The sequence below is a fragment of the Arthrobacter sp. 9AX genome, assembly GCF_902506095.1.
GTDB lineage: Bacteria > Actinomycetota > Actinomycetes > Actinomycetales > Micrococcaceae > Arthrobacter.
In genome coordinates this window covers 2,359,718-2,381,990 of sequence record NZ_LR733293.1, presented here as the reverse complement: position 1 = coordinate 2,381,990, position 22,273 = coordinate 2,359,718, and the positions used below count along the sequence as shown (strand labels likewise).

At 65.9% G+C, this 22,273-nt stretch carries 21 protein-coding genes, 1 tRNA gene and 1 pseudogene; 8 read left to right on the top strand and 15 right to left on the bottom strand.

What is annotated here, in order from left to right; all coding sequences use genetic code 11:
* Positions 1 to 20: 20 nt before the first annotated feature.
* The 5 genes from dop to BACI348_RS10875 form a co-directional block, all read right to left on the bottom strand.
* On the bottom strand, positions 21 to 1,694 hold the full coding sequence (gene dop / locus BACI348_RS10895; RefSeq protein ID WP_159825706.1) for a depupylase/deamidase Dop: 1,674 nt from the start codon (positions 1,692 to 1,694) through the stop codon (positions 21 to 23).
* A complete protein-coding gene (arc, locus tag BACI348_RS10890) occupies positions 1,691 to 3,442 on the bottom strand; it encodes a proteasome ATPase (RefSeq protein ID WP_159825704.1) in 1,752 nt (583 codons plus the stop codon). The genes dop and arc overlap by 4 nt, the downstream gene beginning before the upstream one ends.
* Positions 3,443 to 3,524: 82 nt before the next feature.
* Positions 3,525 to 4,589 carry a tRNA (adenine-N1)-methyltransferase gene (locus tag BACI348_RS10885; RefSeq protein ID WP_159825702.1) on the bottom strand — a complete coding sequence of 355 codons (1,065 nt, stop codon included), beginning with the start codon at positions 4,587 to 4,589 and terminating at the stop codon, positions 3,525 to 3,527.
* Between the two features lie 95 nt (positions 4,590 to 4,684).
* Complete coding sequence (locus tag BACI348_RS10880; protein WP_159825700.1) at positions 4,685 to 5,851, bottom strand: site-2 protease family protein; 1,167 nt, start codon at positions 5,849 to 5,851, stop codon at positions 4,685 to 4,687.
* Positions 5,844 to 6,590, bottom strand: a complete 747-nt coding sequence (locus BACI348_RS10875) for an HAD family hydrolase (protein WP_159825698.1) — start codon at positions 6,588 to 6,590, stop codon at positions 5,844 to 5,846. Before BACI348_RS10875 ends, BACI348_RS10880 begins: the two co-directional genes overlap by 8 nt.
* A gap of 151 nt (positions 6,591 to 6,741) precedes the next feature.
* Between BACI348_RS10875 and BACI348_RS10870 the strand changes: the two genes are divergently transcribed.
* Positions 6,742 to 7,647, top strand: coding sequence for a PAC2 family protein (locus tag BACI348_RS10870; protein WP_159825696.1), 906 nt, complete (start codon positions 6,742 to 6,744; stop codon positions 7,645 to 7,647).
* A 72-nt stretch (positions 7,648 to 7,719) separates the two neighbouring features.
* Here the strand turns inward: BACI348_RS10870 and mshC are convergent, their stop codons facing one another.
* Both mshC and BACI348_RS10860 read right to left on the bottom strand, forming a co-directional pair.
* Positions 7,720 to 8,997 carry a cysteine--1-D-myo-inosityl 2-amino-2-deoxy-alpha-D-glucopyranoside ligase gene (gene mshC, locus BACI348_RS10865; RefSeq protein ID WP_159825694.1) on the bottom strand — a complete coding sequence of 426 codons (1,278 nt, stop codon included), beginning with the start codon at positions 8,995 to 8,997 and terminating at the stop codon, positions 7,720 to 7,722.
* A 15-nt stretch (positions 8,998 to 9,012) separates the two neighbouring features.
* Positions 9,013 to 9,846: an undecaprenyl-diphosphate phosphatase gene (locus tag BACI348_RS10860; protein ID WP_159825692.1), complete on the bottom strand. Its 834-nt coding sequence runs from the start codon at positions 9,844 to 9,846 to the stop codon at positions 9,013 to 9,015.
* Positions 9,847 to 9,898: 52 nt separating this feature from the next.
* On the opposite strand from BACI348_RS10860, the gene BACI348_RS10855 reads away from it, so the two are divergent.
* Positions 9,899 to 10,834 carry an aldo/keto reductase gene (locus tag BACI348_RS10855; protein WP_159825690.1) on the top strand — a complete coding sequence of 312 codons (936 nt, stop codon included), beginning with the start codon at positions 9,899 to 9,901 and terminating at the stop codon, positions 10,832 to 10,834.
* 77 nt (positions 10,835 to 10,911) lie between these two features.
* On the opposite strand, the gene BACI348_RS10850 is transcribed toward BACI348_RS10855, so the two are convergent.
* Positions 10,912 to 11,175, bottom strand: a complete 264-nt coding sequence (locus BACI348_RS10850) for a hypothetical protein (RefSeq protein WP_159825688.1) — start codon at positions 11,173 to 11,175, stop codon at positions 10,912 to 10,914.
* Positions 11,176 to 11,215: 40 nt separating this feature from the next.
* On the opposite strand from BACI348_RS10850, the gene BACI348_RS10845 reads away from it, so the two are divergent.
* Positions 11,216 to 11,449, top strand: coding sequence for a DUF5703 family protein (locus BACI348_RS10845; protein WP_159825686.1), 234 nt, complete (start codon positions 11,216 to 11,218; stop codon positions 11,447 to 11,449).
* On the opposite strand, the gene BACI348_RS10840 is transcribed toward BACI348_RS10845, so the two are convergent.
* Together BACI348_RS10840 and BACI348_RS10835 are read right to left on the bottom strand one after the other, a co-directional pair.
* Positions 11,446 to 12,606, bottom strand: a complete 1,161-nt coding sequence (locus BACI348_RS10840; RefSeq protein ID WP_159825684.1) for an acyl-CoA dehydrogenase family protein — start codon at positions 12,604 to 12,606, stop codon at positions 11,446 to 11,448. The genes BACI348_RS10845 and BACI348_RS10840 overlap by 4 nt on opposite strands.
* 10 nt (positions 12,607 to 12,616) lie before the next feature.
* Complete coding sequence (locus tag BACI348_RS10835) at positions 12,617 to 13,921, bottom strand: M20/M25/M40 family metallo-hydrolase (RefSeq protein WP_159825682.1); 1,305 nt, start codon at positions 13,919 to 13,921, stop codon at positions 12,617 to 12,619.
* A 170-nt stretch (positions 13,922 to 14,091) separates the two neighbouring features.
* Between BACI348_RS10835 and BACI348_RS10830 the strand changes: the two genes are divergently transcribed.
* Positions 14,092 to 14,174: transfer RNA gene (locus BACI348_RS10830), tRNA-Leu, on the top strand.
* Positions 14,175 to 14,440: 266 nt separating this feature from the next.
* Here the strand turns inward: BACI348_RS10830 and BACI348_RS10825 are convergent.
* Positions 14,441 to 14,677, bottom strand: a pseudogene (locus BACI348_RS10825) (GNAT family N-acetyltransferase); the annotation flags it as partial.
* A gap of 49 nt (positions 14,678 to 14,726) precedes the next feature.
* Positions 14,727 to 14,888, bottom strand: coding sequence for a hypothetical protein (locus BACI348_RS10820; RefSeq protein ID WP_201298409.1), 162 nt, complete (start codon positions 14,886 to 14,888; stop codon positions 14,727 to 14,729).
* A gap of 114 nt (positions 14,889 to 15,002) precedes the next feature.
* On the opposite strand from BACI348_RS10820, the gene BACI348_RS10815 reads away from it, so the two are divergent.
* Positions 15,003 to 16,805 carry an AfsR/SARP family transcriptional regulator gene (locus BACI348_RS10815; RefSeq protein ID WP_236557527.1) on the top strand — a complete coding sequence of 601 codons (1,803 nt, stop codon included), beginning with the start codon at positions 15,003 to 15,005 and terminating at the stop codon, positions 16,803 to 16,805.
* Positions 16,806 to 17,116: 311 nt separating this feature from the next.
* Here the strand turns inward: BACI348_RS10815 and BACI348_RS10810 are convergent, their stop codons facing one another.
* Both BACI348_RS10810 and BACI348_RS10805 read right to left on the bottom strand, forming a co-directional pair.
* Positions 17,117 to 18,088: a glycosyltransferase family 9 protein gene (locus tag BACI348_RS10810; protein ID WP_236557526.1), complete on the bottom strand. Its 972-nt coding sequence runs from the start codon at positions 18,086 to 18,088 to the stop codon at positions 17,117 to 17,119.
* On the bottom strand, positions 18,085 to 19,227 hold the full coding sequence (locus BACI348_RS10805; RefSeq protein ID WP_236557525.1) for a glycosyltransferase family 9 protein: 1,143 nt from the start codon (positions 19,225 to 19,227) through the stop codon (positions 18,085 to 18,087). Before BACI348_RS10805 ends, BACI348_RS10810 begins: the two co-directional genes overlap by 4 nt.
* Before the next feature lie 211 nt (positions 19,228 to 19,438).
* On the opposite strand from BACI348_RS10805, the gene BACI348_RS10800 reads away from it, so the two are divergent.
* Entirely contained in the window at positions 19,439 to 19,741 is a 303-nt protein-coding gene (locus BACI348_RS10800) for a DUF4193 domain-containing protein (protein WP_066275770.1), read from the top strand.
* A gap of 86 nt (positions 19,742 to 19,827) precedes the next feature.
* Here the strand turns inward: BACI348_RS10800 and BACI348_RS10795 are convergent, their stop codons facing one another.
* Positions 19,828 to 20,292 carry a GatB/YqeY domain-containing protein gene (locus BACI348_RS10795; RefSeq protein WP_159825680.1) on the bottom strand — a complete coding sequence of 155 codons (465 nt, stop codon included), beginning with the start codon at positions 20,290 to 20,292 and terminating at the stop codon, positions 19,828 to 19,830.
* 132 nt (positions 20,293 to 20,424) lie between these two features.
* Between BACI348_RS10795 and BACI348_RS10790 the strand changes: the two genes are divergently transcribed.
* Complete coding sequence (locus BACI348_RS10790) at positions 20,425 to 21,165, top strand: M50 family metallopeptidase (protein ID WP_159825678.1); 741 nt, start codon at positions 20,425 to 20,427, stop codon at positions 21,163 to 21,165.
* Between the two features lie 9 nt (positions 21,166 to 21,174).
* Positions 21,175 to 22,266, top strand: a complete 1,092-nt coding sequence (locus tag BACI348_RS10785) for a glutathione S-transferase family protein (protein WP_159825676.1) — start codon at positions 21,175 to 21,177, stop codon at positions 22,264 to 22,266.
* Positions 22,267 to 22,273 lie beyond the last annotated feature (7 nt).

Sequence of the window (22,273 nt, the reverse complement as noted above, 5' to 3'; positions counted from 1 at the left end):
AGCGGGCGTTCCGGCGCGGTTTATGCCGGAGGCGGAGCGGTGCTGTGTCCCAGCAGCTCCGCGAGGAAAGGGCCTGCTTCCCGGTAGCGTTCGAACAACGTTCCGGTCAAGGCTTTCGTTCCCCTCAGGGGTTCCCGGGTGGGCACGCGCTGGAGCCGGCCGTAGCCCGGCACGTCGAAAATGACCGAGTCCCAGCTGGCCCCCACCACGTCCTTGCCGAAGCTGCTGATGCACTTGCCGCGGAAGAACGCGCGGGTGTCCGACGGCGGCTCTCCCACCGCCGCCGCGATGGCGCCGTCGTCAATGATCCTGTCCATGCGGTTCCTGGCAAGGAGCCGGTAGTACAGGCCTTTCTCGGGCCTGATGTCCGCCCATTGGAGGTCGATCAGCCCGAGCCGGGCATCGTTCCATTCAAGTCCGTCGCGGTCGCGGTAACCCTCGAGGAGGGAGAGCTTGGCGAGCCATTCCACAGAGGCCGCGGCAGCTGCCCGGTCGCTGTCCAGCTGGGAAAGCACGGCGGCCCAGCGGTCCAGGACGTCGTGCGTGTGTCCGTCGCCGTCCACCGCATCACCGACGCCGGTGTCCTGGGCGAGCTTTGCGGCCGCTTCGTGGTACATCCACTGCAGGTCCAGGGCAGTTACCCGCCTGCCGTCCTGCAGCCTCACGGTGGCGGTAAGCGACGTATCGTGGCTGACCGCCTGCAGGGCGGCAACAGGTTCGTAGACCTCGATCTTCGGTGCAAGCCCGGCCTCGATGAGGCTGAGGACCATGGACGTGGTCCCGAATTTCAGGTAGTTGGAGACCTGGCTGAGGTTGGCGTCCCCGATGATGACGTGGAGGCGCCGGTACTTGTCGGCGGTCGCGTGCGGCTCGTCCCGGGTGTTGATGATGGGGCGGCGGATGGTGGTCTCCAGGCCCACTTCCGCCTCGAAGAAGTCGGCCCGCTGGCTCATCTGGTAACCCGGGGTGGACGCGTCCTGGCCGATCCCCACCCGCCCGGAGCCGCAGAGGACCTGGCGGCTGACGAAGAACGGCGTCAGGCCCCGGACAATGTCGCCAAAGGGAACTGACCTGGGCATGAGGTAGTTCTCGTGCGAGCCGTAGGATACCGACTTGTTGTCCGTATTGTTCTTGTAGAGGTTCACCGGCGGCAGGTCCGGGTCGGCGGCCAGCCGCCGTACCGTGGCCAGCGCCACGAGGTCACCGGCGGCGTCCCACGCCACGGCGTCCCGGGGGTTCGTGACTTCGGGGCTTGAGTACTCCGGGTGCGCATGGTCCACGTACAGCCTGGCCCCGTTCCCCAGGACCATGTTCATCAACAGCGTGCCGGACTCGTCCTGCCCGTCAAGCTCGAGGTCTTCCCGGCCGTAGGCCAGGGCCACAGCTTCCGCGTCCAGCACCGGCGGCTGGTCGGTGAGTTGGCTGGGATGCGCCGCGCCTCTGTCCACGGTCCAGCCGCGGGCGTCGTGCAGCGGCTCCTCGTCCGTATAGTCCCAACGGGTTTCCGCCCCGCCGGCGGCACGCTGCCGCGTTACCTGGGCGTAAGCCTGCACCACGCGGGCGCTCATCATGGTGGCGTTCGCGGACGGGGCGGACGGGGCATGGATGCCGTATTCGGTCTCTGCTCCCATGACACGCATGGCCCCGCCCACGGGGAGGGCGCCCCCGGCGGCGGGTTCCTGCGCTGCCGTCATAGATACTGTCCTGTGGTGGGCATTGTTTCGATGGACTTTCCAGGCTCCTGGCCGGCCTTTCCCTGGACGATGGTGCGGATGTAGGTGATCCGTTCGCCCTTCTTGCCGGAGATGCGGGCCCAGTCGTCCGGGTTGGTGGTGTTGGGCATGTCCTCGTGCTCGCGGAATTCGTCCACTACGGCACGGAGCAGGTGCTCGATCCGGAGCCCCTTCTGGTGCAGGGTGAGGAGGTCCTTGATGGCGTACTTCTTGGCCCGGTCCACCACATTCTGGACCACTGCGCCGGAGTTGAAGTCCTTGAAGTACAGCATCTCGGTATCGCCGTTGGCGTAGGTGACTTCCAGGAACTCATTGGACTTGTCCGTAGAGTACATGGCCTCCACAGTGCGCTGGACCATAGCGTCAACGGTGGCCTGGACGTCGCCGTTGTGCTCGGCGAGATCGGACTCGTGGAACGGCAGGTCCGTGGTGATGTACTTGTTGAAAATGTCGGCCGCGGCCTCGGCGTCCGGGCGGTGGATCTTGACCTTAACGTCCAGCCTGCCGGGCCGAAGGATGGCCGGATCGATCATGTCCTCGCGGTTGGACGCGCCGATGACAATGACGTTGTCCAGCCGCTCCACGCCGTCGATCTCGCTCAGCAGCTGGGGCACAATGGTTGTTTCGACGTCGGAGGAAATCCCGGTCCCGCGGGTGCGGAACAGCGAATCCATCTCATCGAAAAACACCACTACCGGGCTGCCGTCCGATGCCTTCTCGCGTGCCCGGGAGAAGATGAGGCGGATGTGCCGCTCGGTCTCCCCCACGTACTTGTCCAGCAGCTCCGGGCCTTTGATGTTCAGGAAGTAGCTCTTCAGGTCCACGTTCCCGGAACGCTCCGCGGCGCGGGCCGCCAGCGAGTTGGCCACGGCCTTGGCGATGAGCGTCTTGCCGCAACCGGGCGGACCGTACAGCAGGATGCCCTTGGGCGCCTTCAGCCCATGTTCCCGGTAGAGGTCCGGGTGCAGGAAAGGCAGTTCAACGGCGTCGCGGATCTGTTCGATCTGCGGCCCGAGTCCGCCGATGTCCTCGTACGTGATGTCCGGGACTTCTTCCAGGACCAGGTTCTCCACCTCGGACCGCGGCACCTTCTCAAGCGCGTACCCGGTCCTGGAGTCGATGGAGAGGGCGTCGCCCACCCGGAGCTTTTCGGCCAGGAGCGCCCCGGAAAGCCGGACCACCCGCTCTTCATCGGCCCGGCCCACCACGAGGACGCGGTCGGCGCCGAGCATTTCCTTAAGGGTGGCCAGCTCACCGGCCCGCTCATATCCCAGGCCGGCAACAACGAGGAGGGCCTCGTTCAGCAGGACCTCCTGGCCCACCGCCAGCTGGTTGATGTTCACCAGCGGGCTGATGCCCACCCGCATCTTCCGGCCGGCGTTGAAGATGTCTACTGATTCTTCGGTGGCCGCCTGCCCGCTGTTGCCCGGCGAAGCCTGCCGCCGCGGATTCAGCTGAAGAATGGTGCCGAAGCTGTAGGGAGGTTGTCCTTCCTGGTCCAACGCGTTCTTCAGCCGGAGAATCTCGGCCTTCGCGGCCTCAAGCATGGTGACCAGCTTGGTGTTGTTCTGCGTTGCCGCAGCCAACTGGCGGTCGATGTGCCTGAGCTTGTCCCGGAGGATGTTGACCTGGCGGTCGGCAACCGAGAGGTCGTTGGCGGCAGACTGCTCTGCCGGTGTACGTCCGGAGTCCTGGTTTGGCGTCTCCATGATGTATCAGCCCCTTCCTGCGCTTCTATTAAGACCTTAGCCCCAAGATGGCAGGTAGGGATGGAGACTCCCGAAATATGGACTAGTTCGTGATCTCCGGTGTGTCCACGACGTTCGTCCCCGCGATGGCGTCGCGTGCGGCGCGCCGGAGCTTCTTGTCGGAGACGGCCCGCTCCCCTACTGCGCCGGGCGTCCAGGCGTTGACATCCTCTTCGTTGAACTCGGTCTTGGAGGGCCGGCGCTTGACGGAGATGCCCGTGACGCCGTCGGCCAGCCGGCGGGTGACCAGCAGGAATCCGGTGTGCGCCACCATGCGGTGGTCGGGGCGGACTGCGAGTCCTTCGAGATGCCAGCCGCGCACCATGGACTCCCAGGCGTCGGGTTCGGTGAACCGGCCGTCCGCGCGGATGGCCTCGGCGGTGCGGGACAGCTGGGTAACGGTGGCGACGTAGTTGATCCACACGCCGCCCGGCGCGAGGACAGTGGCCACGGCATCCAGGCACTCCCAGGGGGCAAGCATGTCCAGGACCACGCGGTCCACAGAGCCGGGTTCTTCGGTCCGGACAACCTCTTCCTGGAAGTCGCCCAGGGTGATCTGCCAGGCCGGGTGGGGGCCGCCGAAAATGGTTTCGACGTTGCCGCGGGCGATGTCCGCGAATTCCTCACGCCGTTCGAAGGAGTGCAGGTAGCCGTTGTCGCCCACCGCGCGGAGCAGCGAGATGGACAGGGCGCCGGAGCCCACGCCGGCCTCTACTACGCGTGCGCCGGGGAAGATGTCCGCCATGGTGACGATTTGGCCGGCGTCTTTGGGGTAGACCACCGCAGCGCCGCGGGGCATGGACAGTACGAAGTCCGAGAGCAGCGGGCGCAGCGTCTGGTACTGCTGGCCAACGTTGTTGACCACCACGGAGCCGTCCATTTTGCCGATGATTTCATCGTGGTTCAGGAAGCCGCGGTGGGTGTGGAACGCGCCGCCGCTTTCGAGGGTGACAGTGTTCATGCGGCCCCGCTCGTCAGTGAGCTGGACGCGTTCGCCTTCCCGGAAGGGACCGCGGCGGCGGGCAGCTCCCACCGGCTGCGAGGCGCCGGGGGCAACACCGGGTTGGGCTGCCGCGGCGGCTTCGTTGACGGCAGTTTCGCTGCTCATGATATTCCTCGCTCCTGTAAAACTGTTGTGCCCCGCGTAGACGTCCTGAAGGACGTTGCGCTGTGGCGGCGGCAATGCACTGCCGGCAGGTAACTCTACCGGTTCCTGCCCCGCGGGCGCCCATTCTGCCGCGGTTGCCTGCCCGTGATGGCGGACAGCACGGCTTCCTGCGAGAGCAGGCCCGTGACCTTGCCGTTGTGGTCCACCACGGCGTAATCCCGCCCTTCCAGCTGTGAAAGGAAGTGCAGGAGCTCCTGGCCCTTGGACCATTCGGGCACATAGGCCCCGGGGGCGAGGGCGTAGGACACCGCACTCAGCGGGGTGGTTCCGGCTGCGGCGGCGGGGACGGTGTGCAGGGCGGCCGGGTCAACTATTCCCTGCGGGCGTCCGTCCGCGGCGCAGACCACTACCGAGGTTGACGACGGCGCCCCCATCCGGAGGGCCTCCTGGACTGACGCCGTGGCCGGCAGCCCGACGGCCGGCGTAGACAGTCCTGCCGCGCTGACCAGGTGGAGCCGTCCCCGGAGGGTTCCCTGCTGGATGGCTGCCGAGGCGCCCATCCAGAGGAAGCCGCCCACCAGGACGGTTATCATGAGCAGGCTGAACTCGGGCGAATCGCCGGCCAGCAGCGGTCGGAGGATGAACCAATAGCCCAGCGCGATCACGATGAGGCGCCCGCCCCAGCCTGCCGCCACTGTGCCTTTGGCCTGGCTGCCGGTGGCCTTCCAGACGGCAGATTCCACCAGCCGGCCGCCGTCCAGGGGCAGCCCGGGCAGGACGTTGAAGACGCCGATAAGGAAGTTGGCCCACATAAAGATGTTGGTGAGGATTTCGGCGACGCTGCCAAGTGGAACAGCGTTGAGCATCAGCCAGGCACCGGCGGCCAGGATGAAGTTGGCGGCCGGACCGGCGAGGGCCACCAGGACGGACCGTCCCGGCGTGGCCGTGAAGCTGTCGAACTGGGTGTGCCCGCCCCACAGGTTGAGCACAATCTTCTGGGTGGGCCAGCCGTAAATCCTGGCCGTCAGGGCGTGGGCCAGTTCATGCACCAGCACCGAAATGAGCAGCAGGACAGCGTAAGCGAAGGCCACGACGTAGGCGCTGGCCCCCAGAGCCGGGTTGCTCCGGTCCAGGACCGGTCCGTAGACAATCACCGTGAACGCGGCGATGACGAACCATGAGTAGGCCAGGACGATGGGGACCCCTGCAATCCGTCCCAGGGGGATGCCTTCACGGCGGACCGGTGCAGCCGTCTCAGTCATGGGTGGTCCCCGGCGCCCCGGCCCCTTCCAGCTGGGCTGAAGCGTCCGGAACTGATCGTCCCAGGAGGAGGTCTTCAAGGTCAGCCAGGGAGCGGCCTGCCAGTGATTCCCACAGGAAGTAGCCCTCGTCCTCCGGCAGCGGGACGATGTGCGGGATGGCAACGGTGGCCACGCCGGAGGCCACGGCGGCTGCCACTCCGGGCGTTGAGTCTTCCAACGCGACGCAGTTGTCCCGGGAAAGGTCCGGGTCGGTTGTCTGGAGCAGTTCCACTGCCTTGAGGTAGGCCTCCGGGTGTGGCTTTCCCTGCGTTACCGTATCTCCCGTCACGATGACCTCGAAGTAGGGCCGCGGAAGGCTGGCCACCACTTCCCGGGCGAGGGGTCCTTCAGACATGGTGACAAGCGCACACCGGACACCGGCCTGATGGAGGTCTTCGAGCAGTTCCCGTGCGCCGGGCCGCCATGGCACCTGCTTCCGGACGCTGGCCACCACTTCCGCGGTGAGGTGGTCGATGATTTCCCGAATTTCAAGATCGACGCCGGCCTGCCGGAGGAGCCCGGCGGAAAATGTCAGCGATTGGCCCACCAGTTGCATGGCCTGCTGGTGGGACCAGGTACCCCCGTGGGCTTCGACCAAGGCATGCTCAGCGGCAATCCAGTAGGGCTCGGTGTCCACTATGGTGCCGTCCATGTCCCAGAGGACGGCTTTGAGCGGGGAACGTGTGGCTGGCTGTCGCATTCCCCAAGTCTACGGGGCCGGTCTGGACGCGGCCTGTGGCTACGCCGTCGGCGAATATGGTGCTGGTTGCAGCGTTATCCCGCGGGGAAACCGCCAATTTTCGGCGCTTCATTCAATGCGTCAGCCTGCTCCTTGGACGTAGGGTGAAGAAATGAATAGCTTCGAGGGAGACAACATCGAACCGGGGGCGGAACCCGCCCGCGAACGGTTCCTGCAGCCTGTGCCCGACGGGCAGCGCGTGACAGTGATGCTTGCCGCCTTTGAAGGCTGGAACGATGCCGGTGAGGCCGCAAGTGACTCATTGCGTTATCTCAACAAGCTGTGGGGCGGCAAGAAGGTGGCGTCCGTCGACGCCGACGAATATTACGACTTCCAGTTCACGCGCCCTACGATCCGCAGGAACGCGGCCGGCGAACGCAAGATCAAGTGGCCCTCCACGCGCATCTACAAGGCCAGCGCACCAGGTTCGAACGTGGACGTCATTTTTGTGCAGGGCACGGAGCCGTCCTATAAATGGCGTGCCTATACGGCCGAACTCCTGGTGCATGCCGAAGCCTTGAGTGTTGACTACGTCATCCTGGTGGGTGCACTCCTGGCCGACGTTCCCCACAGCCGGCCCATCCCCGTCAGCACGTCCTCGGACGACGGACCCCTGCGGGAACGCATGAACCTCGAAGCCTCACAGTACGAGGGCCCCGTGGGAATCGTCGGCGTTTTGTCGGAAGTGTCACTGCTGGCCGGAATCCCCACGGTCTCACTGTGGGCCGCGGTTCCGCACTATGTTGCGCAGGCCCCGTCACCGAAGGCCCAGCTGGCACTCCTTCACCGAATCGAGGAGCTGCTCCAGGTGCCGCTGGACACGCACGAGCTGGCGGAGGAAGCCGACGCCTGGGAACGCGGCGTGGACGAACTGGCCACCGAGGACCCGGAAATCGCGGCCTACGTCCGGCAGCTTGAGGAGGCAAAGGACACGGCAGACCTTCCGGAAGCAACCGGGGAGTCGATCGCCAGGGAGTTCGAACGCTACCTTAAACGGCGGGGCCAGGACCGGCCCTAGCCGGCACGGTACCTGCAGACAACGCAGCCTGCCGGACCTGCGCCAAGGGCGGGTCCGGCAGGCAGTTTTGCTCTAAAGGCGGATACCGAGCAGGGCGTCGACGGCGTCCCGCACCAATGCCTGGTCCTCGCCGCTGGCGGGTGTACCGGCAGTGTTCGCCTGTCCTGCCCAGCGGGTGACAGCGGCAACGGCTGCCGGAGCGTTCAGGTCGGCCGCCAGGGCCGCGCGCATGTCGGCGATGAGGGCGGACGCCGAGCCGGCCGGCGCGTGGGCCAGCGCCTCGCGCCAGGCGGCGAGGTCCGACTTGGCGGCCTCGAAGCCTTCGTCGGTCCACGACCAGTCCGAACGGTAGTGGTGGGCGAGGATGGCCAGGCGGATGGCCGCCGGGTCCTCCCCCGCGGCCCGCAGCTTCGAGACCAGCACCAGGTTGCCCTTGGATTTGCTCATCTTCTCGCCGTCCAGGCCCACCATGCCGGCGTGGGCATAGTGCTTTGCCAGGGGAACCCCGGCCAGTGAATAGGCGTGGCCCGCGCCCATTTCATGGTGCGGGAAAATCAGGTCGGAACCGCCGCCCTGCACGGTGAAGGGTGCGGGCAGGTACTTCTGCGCGATGACGGTGCATTCGATGTGCCAGCCGGGCCGGCCCGCTCCAAGGCTGCCGCCGGGCCAGCTGGGCTCACCCTCCCGGGCCACACGCCACAGCAGGGGGTCCAGTGCCTGCCGCTTGCCGGCGCGGCCGGGATCCCCGCCGCGCTCGGCGAAAAGTTCGAGCATCTCGCTTTCGCCCAACCCGGAGATGGAACCCAGAGTCCAGGCGTCCGGTGACACCGACTGCTTGCCGGCCGCTTCGACGTCGTAATATACGTCGCCGTCAGGCTCGCCGTTGGTGCCCTGCACCTTGTAAGCCAGCCCCATGCTGACGAGACGCTCCACCTCCGGAACAATCAGGTCGATGGATTCCACGGCGCCGACGTAGTGGTCCGGCGCCAGGACGTTCAAGGCTTCCATGTCCGTCTGGAACAGTTCGATCTGGCTTGCCGCCAGGTCACGCCAGTCAACCCCCGTTGCCGTGGCGCGTTCCAGCAGCGGATCATCAACATCCGTGACGTTCTGGACGTAGGACACGGTGTGGCCCGCGTCCCGCCAGGCCCGGTTGAGGAGATCGAAGGCCACGTAACTGGCGGCATGCCCCATGTGCGTGGCGTCGTACGGCGTGATCCCGCAGACGTACATGGAGGGCCGGGCCTCCACTTCCAGGGCCACTTCGCGTCCCACGGCGGTATCGAACAACCGCAGGGCAGGCATGCTGCCGGGCAGGTCAGGAACAGGGCGGGAGATCCAGGATTTCACAGGGTAAGCCTAGTGCTAGGCGCTGATGACATTGAAACCGAGAAGCAGGTACAGGGCGAGCCCCAGGAAGATCCGGTACCAGACGAACAGGCGGTAGCTGCGGGTGGAAACGAATTTCAGGAACCAGCCAATGATGATGTAGCCCACCACCAGGGCGATCACGGTGGCCAGTGCGGTCTCCGGCAGGCCGTAGGGTCCCGTAATGCCTTCCTTCGACACCGTCTTGTAAAGCTGGTAAAAACCGCTGCCAAAAACGGCCGGGATGGCCAGCAGGAAGGAGTAGCGGGCGGCCGCTTCCCGCGTGTAGCCCATCAGGAGGCCGGCGGTGATGGTGCCGCCGGACCGCGACACGCCGGGGATCAGCGCCATGGCCTGGGCGAAGCCGTAGAGAATGCCGTGCTTGTACGTCAGCCGGCTCAAGTCACGTTCCTGCTTGCCCACGGCGTCCGCGACGGCCAGGATCAGGCCGAACACGATCAGCATCGTGGCAACAATCCACATGCTGCGGAGGACGGATTCGATCTGGTCCTGGAAGAGCAGGCCCAGCACGATGATGGGAAGGCTGCCCAGGATGACCAGCCAGCCCATCCGGGCGTCGGGATCCTGCCTGGATACCTTTCCGGTCAGTGACCCGGCCCACGCCTTGACGATCCGGACGATGTCGCGCCAAAAGTAGATGAGCACCGCGGTTTCGGTTCCCAGCTGGGTGATGGCGGTGAAGGCCGCTCCCGGATCCTCGGCATTGGGGAGGAACTGCCCCACAATCCGCAGGTGGGCACTCGATGAAATCGGTAGAAATTCGGTCAGTCCCTGCACAAGGCCCAGCAGGGCCGCTTCAAACCAGTTCACGCTAAGACCCTACGTCATGGCAGTGCCGGTTCCGCCCCGTAAGCTTGCTGCTATGCAGCAGCGTTACGTCGGCAACAGTGGATTGCGAGTCTCAGCCCTTTCCCTTGGCACCATGTCCTGGGCCGGCGAGACGGACGAACAGGATGCTTCGGAGCTGCTGCGCACGTTCCTCAATGCGGGCGGCCGGCACGTCGATACGGCGGCGTCCTACTCGGACGGACGGTCCGAAGCGATGATCGGTTCCCTCCTCGGCGACGTAGTGGCCAGGACGGAGGTTTCCATCTCCACCAAAGCGGGAATGACGACGCCGGATGGCCGGCGCGGCGTGGACACCTCACGTAATGCAATGCTCAGCGGCCTCGAGGCGAGCCTCGCCAGGCTCGGCACCGATTATGTGGACATCTGGTTCGCGCAGGCCTGGGACGGCAACGTGCCGTTGGAGGAGACGCTGTCCGCTTTGGAGTATGCGGTGCGGACGGGCCGGGCCCGGTACGCGGGGGTCTCGAACTTCAACGGCTGGCAGACGGCCAAGGCTGCGGCCATCGCAGGCTTTCCGCTGGTGGCTGCGCAGGCTGAATATTCGTTCCTGGAGCGGAAACCGGAGGCGGAGCTCATCCCTGCCGTGGAGGACGCCGGGCTCGGATTGATGGCCTGGGCGCCCTTGGGCCGCGGCGTGCTGACCGGGAAGTACCGGGGCAGCATCCCGTCCGGCTCCCGCGGGGCGTCGGCTGCCGGAGCCGGGTACGTCGAGCCCTACCTTGACGGCAAGGCATCCAGGACGGTGGAGGCCGTGTGCATGGCGGCGAAAGGACTGGGCCGGACACCGCAGGACGTGTCCCTGAGCTGGCTGTTGTCCCAGCACGGCGTGGCCACCGCAATCGTGGGACCGCGCACGCCGGCGCAGCTGAAGGAAATCCTGGACGCCCAGCTCACGCCGCTGCCGCCCGAGATTGCGTGCGCCCTGGAGGACGCTTCAGCAACAGCCTAGGCGTGCCTGGGCTGCGGGGGTTCCTGTGCAGCGGGGGTGCCGTGTGGCGCTGAGCGTGTGTGACCGGGTGCCGGTGACTATTCCTCGACGATTTCCAGGTCCTCGTCGTCCACGTCGCTGTCTTCATCCTCTTCGTCCTCGTCATCAAAGACCTGGAGCGGTGTGACCTCGTTGTAGGCCTCGTAGAGGGCATCCTCGTAGACTTCGAAAGCATCGGCAACGGCAAAAAACGCCGCCTCGACGGAAGGGTCTCCATCTCCGCGGCGGTTCGATGCTGCTATAAGGTGTTCTTCCAAAGCGGTGGTCAAGGACTGAAGCGCGACACGCGGATCGATGCTCATGCCTTCACGTTAGCCGGAAAAGGACGAAAATGGAGAGCAAATGAAGGAACAATTTCTCACCAGCTCGGTCCAGCGGGAACGGGACTATGCCAGGCAGTACGAGTACCTCGTGCTGACAGTGAGCCCTGTCGATTCACTGCATGAAGCACGGCGCCGACTGGTGGAACACTCCGAATACGGCAAGTGGGAACTCGAGCGCAGCAAGCTGTACATGGGCGGCGGCCGGCGGTTCTGGCTACGCCGCCGTGTCATGCAGGTACAAAGGACCGTCTAATCATCGAGCGGCCCCAGCCAGGCGTTTGCCACGGTGTTGTGGGCCGACTCATCGTCTGACGGGTGGAACATTCCGGCCAGGACGTCCCGGTAGAGCCGCTCAAGCTCGGAACCGCGGAAGTAGCTTGATCCCCCGCTGACCCGGATGGCCAGGTCCACCACGCGGCGCGCCGTTTCCGTCGCGTTGACCTTCAGGCCTACGAGCTTCGGGAACCATTGCGGCCCGTGGCCGGCGAGGTTGTCGACGTCGGCCGCTACTGATGCCAGCTGTGGGTACAGGTTGTCCATGGCCATGGCAGCTTCGGCCACCTTCCAGCGGATGTCCGGGTCCTGCGCGTAGCTGCGGCCGCCGTTCTTGAACGAGGTACGCCGTTTGGCAGCCTCGACGCCCAGGATGAGGGCACGCTCCCCCAGGCCGGTGTACACAGCGGCGAGCAGTGTCTCGAAGCACGCGAAGATGGCGAAGATCAGGGGATCTGCGTTAGGACCTACGGGAAGCTTGCGGAAGACGCGGTGGTGCGGAACCTCGGCACCTTCCAGGACAGTGGTGCCGGACTGGCTGGCCCGCATTCCCAGCGTGTCCCAGTCGTCAAGGATCCGGTAGCCCGGCGTTGCCCGCGTGATGAATCCGTGGACGAGTTCGCCGTCGCCACCCCTGGCTGCGGGGTCCTTTCCGAAGATTCCCAGCCTGGTCCATGCCGGCGAAAGGCTGGTGAAGATCTTGGTTCCGGTGAACGCGTAGCCGCCGCCGGGCCGCCGCTCAGCCACTGTGCGGGAGTCGAAGAGCACGGAATCGTTGCCCGCTTCGGAATTGCCGAAGGCGAAGACCTCTCCGGCGGCGGCCTCCTTGAGCACGAAATCAAGGGAAGCGTCCCCACGGGCGCTGAGGACCTGCGCGACGCCGGTCCATACCAGGTGCATATTCACTGCCAGGGCGGTGGCCGGGGCAGCGGTTGCCAGCCTGCGCTGGCACTGGGCCGCCGCTGCCAGGCCAAGTCCCTGGCCGCCGTCGTCCGCGGGGACAAAAAGCTTCAGGTAACCGGCCTCCACCAGATCCTGCAGGTCCTCGTGGAAGAATGTGTTGTCCCGGTCGTAGCCGGCGGCGCGGCTGCGGATCCGTTCCAGCAACGCGTCCGGCAGGATCTCTTCCGGAGTCATGGCAGCCTGCCTAGTAGTTGGTGAGCAGGGTGTTGAGCACCCTGGCGCCGAACTTGAGCGACTCAGCCGGGACTCGCTCATCCACGCCGTGGAACATGCCGGTGAAGTCCAGCTCCTCCGGCAGCATCAGCGGGGCAAAACCGTAACCCGTGATGCCGAGCCGGCTGAGGGACTTGTTGTCCGTGCCGCCCGAGAGCGTGTAGGGCAGTACTTTGGCGCCGGGATCCTCGGAGTGCAAGGCATCGATCATGGAGTCCACCAGGTTCCCGGCGAAGGGGACTTCCAGCGATACGTCGTTGTGGACGTAGCTCACGTCCACTCCATTCCCCGCCAGTTCCCGCACGATTTCCAGGACGTGCTCCTGCTGCCCGGGCAAGGTGCGGCAGTCGATGAGGGCCTCGGCGGATTCGGGGATGACGTTGTGCTTGTAGCCGCCCTTGAGCAATGTGGGGTTGGTGGTGTTCTGCAGTGTGGCACCGACGAAGCGTGCCACGGTTCCCAGCTGGTTCAGCAGCAGGTCCGGGTTGTCGGCGTCGAACTCCACCCCCGTGAGTTCGGTCACACCGTCCAGGAACTGCCTGGTGGTGGGTGTCAGTTCGATGGGCCATTTGTACTCGCCGATGCGGGTGACTGCCGCCGCCAGGCGGGTGACGGCATTGTCGGTGTTGATCTGGGAGCCGTGGCCGGCCCTGCCGTGTGCCACCAGGCGCAGCCAGGAGATGCCCTTTTCCGCGGTCTGGAGCAGGTAGGTGCGCTGCCCGCCGATGGTTGCCGAGAAACCGCCCACTTCGGAGATGGCCTCCGTGGCTCCTTCGAAGAGCTCGGGGCGGTTGTCCACGGCGTTGCGGGCACCCAGGGCGCCGCCCGCTTCCTCGTCCGCGAAGAAGGCGAAGATGATGTCGCGCTTAGGTTTCCTGCCGGTGCGGGCAAAGCTCCGCAGGACGGCCAGGATCATGGCGTCCATGTCCTTCATGTCCACGGCGCCACGGCCCCAGATGAGCCCGTCCTTCAGTTCGGCCCCGAACGGGTCCACCGACCACTGGTCCCGGAGTGCGGGCACCACGTCGAGGTGGCCGTGCACCACCAGGGCGCTGGCGGAGGGGTCCTGGCCCGCCATCCGGGTCACCACGTTGGCGCGCCCGGGAGCGGACTCGAAGATCTCAGCCTCCATGCCGACTTCTTCAATGAGGCCGGCCGCATACTCGGCAGCGGCGCGCTCCCCTGGCCCTGACCCGTCACCGTAGTTTGAGGTGTCTATCCGGATCAGCTCCTGGCAGATGCGGACAACTTCATCCTCGGGCAGGACATCAGGCATGTGAAAGCTCCTCACTGTGGAATGACAGGTGGGTAAGCGCCGGTTCGCTGCCCTCAGCCTACCCATTTGGCCCGATTCGTTGTTCCCCGAAAGTCGTGTTAGAGTTTTTCTCGCTGCTTCGGAGAAACGCGAAACGCTGAAAGGCGGAAACGGTCTTCGAATTACCACCTGCGCGGGTGGCGGAATGGCAGACGCGCTAGCTTGAGGTGCTAGTCCTCGAAAGGGGGTGGGGGTTCAAGTCCCCCTCCGCGCACAAACGGAAGCCCCGGAAAATCAATGATTTTCCGGGGCTTTTTCGTGTCTGCGCCTTTATCGGACGGGGCCTTCTGCGGGTGCCGGGGGTGAGATGCCGCACACTTCCCTGCCTGATGCCTCCCGTGCTTTCGCCCCTTCCTCTACTGCCTCAAAGGCAGTACGTTTCATGACGCAGTGTGTACTTCTCCAGGGCCGCGAATACATAAGATTTCCAGGCAACATCCGGTTCGGAGCCGGGTCCATCGAAGGCTGGCCGCGGGTCTGTCAGTACAGGAGGCGCTGGTAGAGATTGTGGTCCTGCCAGGAACCCGCGATCTTGAGGTAGGCGGGGGCCATCCCGATTTTCCCGAAGCCGATACGCTGAAGGATTTTCTGCGAGGCGGCGTTGTGCACCAGGGTGGCGGCCTGGATCCGGTGTAGCCCCAGGCTGTCCCGGGAAATGCCAAGCACATGGTTGAGGGCCTCGAGGCCGATCCCGCGGCCGTGTACCCCCGGAACACCGAGTACCCGGCCGGCCGCCGTCGTACTTCTTGCTGGCTGGAGCCTGGGCCTACATCAAGAGTGCCCTGTAGGGCTCGCTGGGGAGGTTGCCGGCCGTCCACGGTGCGGTGGAGCGGACGTCCGGGGTGTGGCCCCGGCCGTCCGCCAGGACGGCGCAGGCGGTGGCGATGAGGACCCAGAGTACAAAGAGCAGCAAACCGAGCAGTTCCATGGTTACACCTCGTGGTGAGTGGTGGATTTGGTGATGCCAGTGTGTGCGGCGGGCGTGTGAACAAGCGTGTGAATGCCGCTGACGGCCCGGCAGGGCCGCAGTACCATGGGCCGTATGGCCGAGAACTGGATTCGGCTCCTCGGTCCGCCCCGGATCGAGTCCCCCGGCGCCACTCCCGCGCAGCCCAAGGGCCGCAAGGCGTGGGCGGTGCTGGCGTACCTGGCGTTGCAGGATGAAGGCACAGGCAGGTCCCGTACGGCGTCGCTGCTCTTTCCGGACGCCGCCGATCCCCTGGGTGCCCTGCGCTGGAACCTGTCCGAGCTGCGGCGGACCCTGGACGGCGTCACGGTGTCCGGTGACCCGCTGCGGCTGGAACTGCAGCCCAACTGGCATTGTGACGCACTGGACGTGATGGACTCGGCCGCCCATCCCGGCAGGGATCCCCGCCGCTTCACCGGCCAGTTGCTGGAGGGACTTGCGTTCGCCGACTGCCCGGTGTTTGATTCCTGGCTCTCGGACCAGCGCTACCGCTTGGACAACATCGTCCAGTCCCTGCTCTACGAGGGCGCCCTGGACGCCCTGGCCGCGGGCAGTCCAGGTATGGCGGTGGAGCTGGCCACCGCCGCCCTTGACCGGGACCCCTTCCATGCGGACTGCAACGCCGTCCTCGTCAAGGCACTGGTGGCACTGGGCGAGCACCGCCGCGCACGCCGGCATGTCGCCAGAAGCGGGGACCTTTACCGCCAGGAGCTGGGGCTGCCGCTGCCAACGGAAGTCCGGCGGGCACTGTCCGACGCCGCTCCCGAGCAGGATCCCCTGGTGCAGGCAACCCCGGCGACGGTGCGGTCCTACCTGGATGCCGGCGGCGCATCACTGTGGGCGGGCGCGGTGGACCGCGGGCTGGAACAGTTGCGGCTCGCGGTGATGCTGGCACAGGGCACGGGTAACGGCCACCTGCTCGCCGAGTCCCTGGTGACGTTGTCCGGGGCGTTGATCCATCAGGCGGGCGGCCGCGGTGCCGAGGTAGCGGACTTCCTGCACCGTGCGCTCCAGGCGGAAGGGGCCGACGGCGTCTCCCGCACTGCCGCCGCGGCCTACCGGGAGCTGGGCTACCTGTCCACCCAGCGTGGCGTGCCCGACCGTGCTGCCGGCTGGCTGGACCGGGCAATGCTGGCGGCCGAGGGGTTTCCTGACGAACAGGCCAGGATCCTCGCAATCCAGGGAATGCTGGCTTCGGACACCGCACGGTACCCGGACGCGGTGACCGCCCTGATGGAGTCCGGGAAGCTGGCTGAGGCCATGGGAAACCGCCGGCAGCAGGCCTTCAGCGAAGCACTGCTGGGGCGGGTATGTCTCCTCCGTGGCGAGCTGGAGGAGGCAGCTGCCTCCCTTGACCGCGCACAGGCCTGGATTGCCCAGGAACACTGGACCTCGTTCGAACCGTTCGTCGCCGGGGTCCGCGGCGAGACGTACCTGGCTGCCGGGCAGTTGCAGGAAGCTGCGGCCCTGATCGACAGATCATGGGTGATGGCCGAGTTGGCCGGTGACCACTGCTACATGGCACTGGCAGCAGGCGCCGAAGCAAGGCTCTTTATGGCGCACGGTGACCTCGCTGCCGCCGCACACTGGATAGACCGCGGCCTCGAACCCAAGCCCTGGTACCTCTGGTACTCAGCCCGGCTCCTGGACGCCGCGGCCGAAGTTTTCATTGCCGCCCACTCACCACGTGCGTCTGTCTTCGCGGACCGGCTCGCCGAGCTGGCAAGCCGAAGCGGCATGCGGGAATTCGTGGTGCGCGGTCTTTCCCACAAGGCCGTGCTTGGTGACGAGGCGGCCACCAACTCAGTTCCGTGGCTGGCCCACGGGATCGACAACCCTGCGCTGGCGGCATTCCTGGCGGCGCGGCATGCCGGCTGAACAAACCGTGATTAATGTGGCCGGAGGCTTCGAATACGTGGATGCCTGCCTCGGTTCCCGGACCCCGGCCGGCCGGATGCCGGCCGGTACTTGATCCTGCGGTTCCCGGCCCGCCCGGCTCTCCGCTCTTGGCGCCTGGCCTTCCGCTCCGGCCGGTCAATGCCGGACAGGATAGCGAATGTGCCCACAATCCAGAGGAACGCCGTCGTCAATACCAAGGCAATCCCAAGCTCAGTGCCCATAACCATATTTTAAGTCTTCATTGCCTCAAGCAACAGCTCCCGTTGATGCCGGACCGGGCCGATCCTTTCCTACATCACACCCAGTTCCCGTACGGCGGCCAGGACGTCCTGCGCCGTGACCGCAAGCAACGCGGGGTCGGGCTGATGGGCGAACGTATCCCCCCGCCGCAACTCAGGCCGCGTCAGCACCATGTGCGGTCCGGGGGGCGGACCCCAGATTTCCGGCGGGGCCGGTCCGAACAACACTACTGACGGTGTTCCATACGCCGATGCCAGGTGCGCTGCTCCCGTATCAGCGGAAATCACCAGGCGCGCTGCGGCGATGGTGGCGGCGAACTCTGCCAGCCCCAGCCGCCCGGCCAGCACCGTGTCCTCGGGAAGGCCTGACCGGCGGCACACATCCAGGGCCCGTTCCCTTTCCGCGCTGCCACCCGTGAAGGCGATGTTGTGCCCGGCGGAGGCCAGGGTGGAGGCAACGGCGGCGAAGCGCTCTGCCGGCCACAGACGGCTGCCGTAGGCGGCTCCTACATGCAAGACGGTGGCACCGGGAACCGGGCTTGGCACATGAGGTGTGTTCAGCCGGATATCCAGCGGATCAGCCTCAATGCCATGCCATTCCAGAAGCCGTACCCAGCGCTCCCGTTCATGCAGTTCCGGACGCCATGGCGGCCCATCCCGGTACTGGCTCCGGTGTCCTATCGTCTGCCTGGCCTGCAGCGCCTCGATCCGGCCCTGGCTCTCCGGACCGCTGCCGTGCAGGTTTACCGCCACATCCACCACCCCCGCTTCCATGGCCAAGGGTTCGTCAAGGCCGTGGGTGGGGAAAAGCTCGTATCCGCCCACCAGGCTCAGCGCCTCCGACAACCACCCCTGCGCCGCGTACCGGAGCCGATGCTCCGGGTAAGCCCGGCGGAGCGCCTTCAGTGCCGGAACGGCGACGAGCAGGTCTCCGAGTTTGAGTGCGCGGAGGACCAGGAGTTCAGGTTTCCCGTCCTGGAGGGCTCGAGCCTCCGCCGCCGCGGCAATATCCGGGCGGCTCACAGGCCGAGACCGTTCAGGTCAGTCGCCGCCAGGCTGCAGACGTCCTCGTATACATCCCGCACGGCAACACCGGCCACCACGGAGTCATCGTGGGGGCAGCGCGGGGCCGTCCACCCCACCTGAGTGACATCAATCCCGCACGTGGGACAGGCAGTCACCCAGGAGGCGTGGATGCGGTGAAGGCTCCGGCCGAGGGCGCCGGCATTAATGACATTTCCCGCCCAGAAGATCCCGACGGTCGGAACGCCCAGGGCCTGGGCGAGGTGCCTCGGGCCGCTGTCATTTCCCACCACAACCGCGGCCGCTGCCAACAGCGCCACCAAACCGGCCATGTCCAGGTGGCCGGCAACGGACCGGACAGGTTCCGCGGCGGCCAGTTCGACGATGCGCCGGGCAAGGGCCTGCTCACTCTTGTCCCCCACCACAACCACCTGGAACCCGTCCGCGGCGCAGGCCGCGGCAAGTTCGGCAAACCGCTCAGCGGGCCACCGGCGGCGGCGATCGGTCGCCCCGGGATGTATCACCACCAAAGGCCGGGTGCCGTCGTCGGCCGTTCCGGGGACGGCGGGCAGTCCCTCCGCAGGCGCGAGACGCGCCTCGAGTCCAACGGGGAACGCTCCGGCGAAACCTGCCACTTCCAGGGCCCTCAGCGGTTCATGCTGGTAATAGAGGTATGGAACTGTCCGCTCCAGGCTCGCTGCATCTGCGGTGCGGGTTCCCACCGTGTGCCGGGCGCCCAGCCGGAGGAGGAACGGATTCGAATACCGTCCCCCACCGTGGAGCTGGACTGCCAGGTCGAAGCGGCGGCCACGCATGTCCTCGAAGAACCGGTCCAGCTCCCCGTCGTCTTCCTCCCCGGGCCGGACTCCTTCGGAAAACGGCAGGACGCACACCTCGTCCACCGGGCTCTCCGTCGCTGCCATCAGTGCCTGGTGGACCGGAGTGCCAAGAAGCGTGATGGAAGCCTTCGGGTAGGCCGTTTTCAGGGCGGCCATGGCCGGGATCGCAAATATCAGGTCACCGAGCCCGCCGCCGCGCAGGACGGCTATCCTGTTCACGTCGTCAAATTTTTCGAGGACAGGCCCCACTCCCATGCCTGCCCGCCCGGCGCCACCGAATTCTGCCGTCAGCTGCTCCACGTATATCCCCTTCGACTAAGCCCAGGGCGGCCCGTTTTTGCCGCGGCCTCCCCCGTCCGAGTGGCCGCCGCAGAGTGTCGGGTGCTGGGGCGGCCTCCCACTGACCCCTACCCAGCGGGCGGTCAATATACTCCGCCTATTGGGGAATACCCGGTTGATGCTGTACGTTTCATACGCGACAGACGAAATAAAGAAAAGAGAAGCACCTAAATTGGCAACCGATTACGATGAACTGCGGTCCGACGTCAAGGAATCGCAGGACAACTCACTCGAGCAGCTTCAGTCAGCAAATGCTCCCGACGCGCGCAGCGTTGTCCTCGAGCTGGACGAAGCTGACGGCCTCGACGGCGCAGGCGTACCCGGCGGCGAGTTCGTCGCTGAGGAGCTTGTGGTGCAGGTCATTCCGCAGGCAGAGGACGAATTCACCTGCTACTCCTGCTTCCTGGTCCGTCACCGCTCGCAGATTGCGCGCCAGAAGGACGGCCACAGCTACTGCACCGAGTGCGAGGGCTGATCAGGCGGTCAAATGGAGCGGTGAATTCACCCATTCCCTCAATTGAGCAAGAGGCACGTCCCATCGGGGAACGTGCCTCTCGCCTTTTAAGCGAGCTTCCGCCGCACGATCTGGCTGACTTCCTTGCCGTCGAAGCGCCCTGCCACTTCCGCCGTCACCGGCTTCATGACTTCGCCCATCTGCCGCGGCGACAACTCACGGCCCTCGGCGCGGAGCCCGGAAATGGCCGTGTCGACGATCGCCTCGACCTCCGCGCGGGACAGCGCCTTGGGAAGGTAGGACTCGATGACTTCGGCCTCGGCAATTTCCGCCGCGGCACGGTCAGGCTGGCCCGCTTCGGTGTAGATCCCCGCGGTTTCGCGGCGCTTCGCTGCTTCCTTCTGGAGCAGCGAGGTAACCTGCAGGTCGTCGAGCTGTACAGGGGTTTTGCCCGACTTTTCACGGGTCTCAATTTCGCCCAGCACGTTCCGGACGGTGGTGAGCGCCGTTTTGTTCCGTTCCTTCATATGGATGACCACATCGGCCTGCAGCCGTTCCTTCAGTGATGACACGATTCCTCTGTTCCTGTGTTTTGTAGTCCCTGTCCACCAGGCGGCTCCTGCATACCAAGTCTGCGCCCAGCCATCCCTAGTACCGTAGGGGCTTATGCCCGCAAATGACCACCCGTCCCCGGACGGCACCCCGTGAGCCTCCCCACAGACCCCTGGGCCGCCTTCGTGGCGGCGTTCAGCCGGACTGCCGTCCCTGTCATCACGGCCACGGAACTGCTGCTGGTGGTGTTCCTCGCCACCGCTTTGTCCATTCCCCGCCAATCCTGGCGGTACGTGGGCCTGCTTGCCACCGCCACCCATGAACTGGGTCACGCCTTCGCCGCTGTCACCAGCGGGCAACGGCTCTCCGGAATCCGGCTGCGGCTGGACCACTCCGGAACCACCACCACCTACAGCCGCAGCAAGCTTGCCACCGTGTGGTCCTGCTTCTGGGGCTACCCCGTTCCTGCCGTGGTGGGTGCAGCGTTTGTCTGGTGCGGCTTCAACGGCTGGGGGCCGGCCGCCATCGCTGCGGGTGCCGTTGCCCTGGCCGCCACACTCCTGTTCCTCCGCAACGCTGCCGGCTTCCTCATCACCACAGGGGCGATCCTTGGCAGCGTAGCCTTGATCCTCCTCGTCCCGGCCGGCTTCGTGGGCCACGTCGCCGTCGTCCTGGGCCTGGTCCTGCTGGTGGGTGCGGTGCGGGACCTCATCAAGCTCACCCACGTCCACCTGAGAAGGAGGGACAGGCTGGCCACATCCGATGCCTACCTGCTGTACCGGGCGACGGCGGTCCCTTCCGCCGTCTGGATCCTCCTCTTTGCCGTCCTGGTCGCGGGGTCCTGGCTGGTGGCCTGGCAGCCATTCCCGGCAATCCTCTTACCGGGCACATAGGGTATTCCCATGAGTCAGGAAACAGAAAGCACCCAGCAGGCGGCAAGCGGCACACGTGGTGACTACAGCACCCGCGGCGCCTACGTCACGGGCGGAGCAGAGTTCAACCGGGACACCAACTACATCGAGGACCGGATTACCGCAGATGGGAGGCGTGGACCCCACGGGGAACCCGGCTGGCCCGCCGAGGCCGGGCGCTACCGCCTCATTGCCGCGAGGGCATGCCCCTGGGCCAACAGAACCGTGATTGTGCGCCGCCTCCTGGGCCTGGAGGACGCCATCTCCCTCGGCCAGCCCGGCCCTACCCACGACGCCCGGTCCTGGACCTTCGACCTGGATCCCGGCGGGGTGGATCCGGTACTTGGCATCGAGCGGATCCAGGATGCCTACTTCAAGCGGTTCCCGGGCTACCCCCGCGGCATCACAGTCCCGGCGATTGTCGATGTGGCCACCGGAGAAGTGGTGACGAACAACTTCCCGCAGATTACGCTCGACTTTTCCACCGAATGGAGCGCGTTCCATAGGCCGGGCGCGCCCCAGCTTTACCCGGAGCATCTGCGGGAGGAGATCGACTCGGTCAACAAACGTGTGTTCACCGAGGTGAACAACGGTGTATACCGCTGCGGCTTCGCCGGTTCCCAGGAGGCGTATGACTCTGCTTACGGGCGGCTCTGGACGGCCCTGGACTGGCTGGAGGAACGCCTGTCCCGGCAGCGCTACCTGGTGGGAGACACCATCACCGAGGCCGACGTGCGGCTGTTCACCAGCCTGGCCCGCTTCGACGCCGTCTATCACGGCCACTTCAAATGCAACCGCCAGAAACTCAGTGAGATGCCGGCGTTGTGGGGGTACGCACGGGACCTGTTCCAGACTCCCGGCTTCGGGGACACCATCGACTTCGTGCAGATCAAGCAGCACTACTACATCGTGCATGAGGACATTAATCCCACTGGCATCGTTCCCCAAGGCCCTGCCTTGGACGGTTGGCTGGAACCCCATGGCCGTGAGTCCCTCGGTGGGCGGCCCTTCGGCGATGGGACTCCGCCGGGGCCGGTGAAGCCCGGCGAGGAAGTAACCCCCGGGCACGGTGCAGCATCCTGACGGAAAG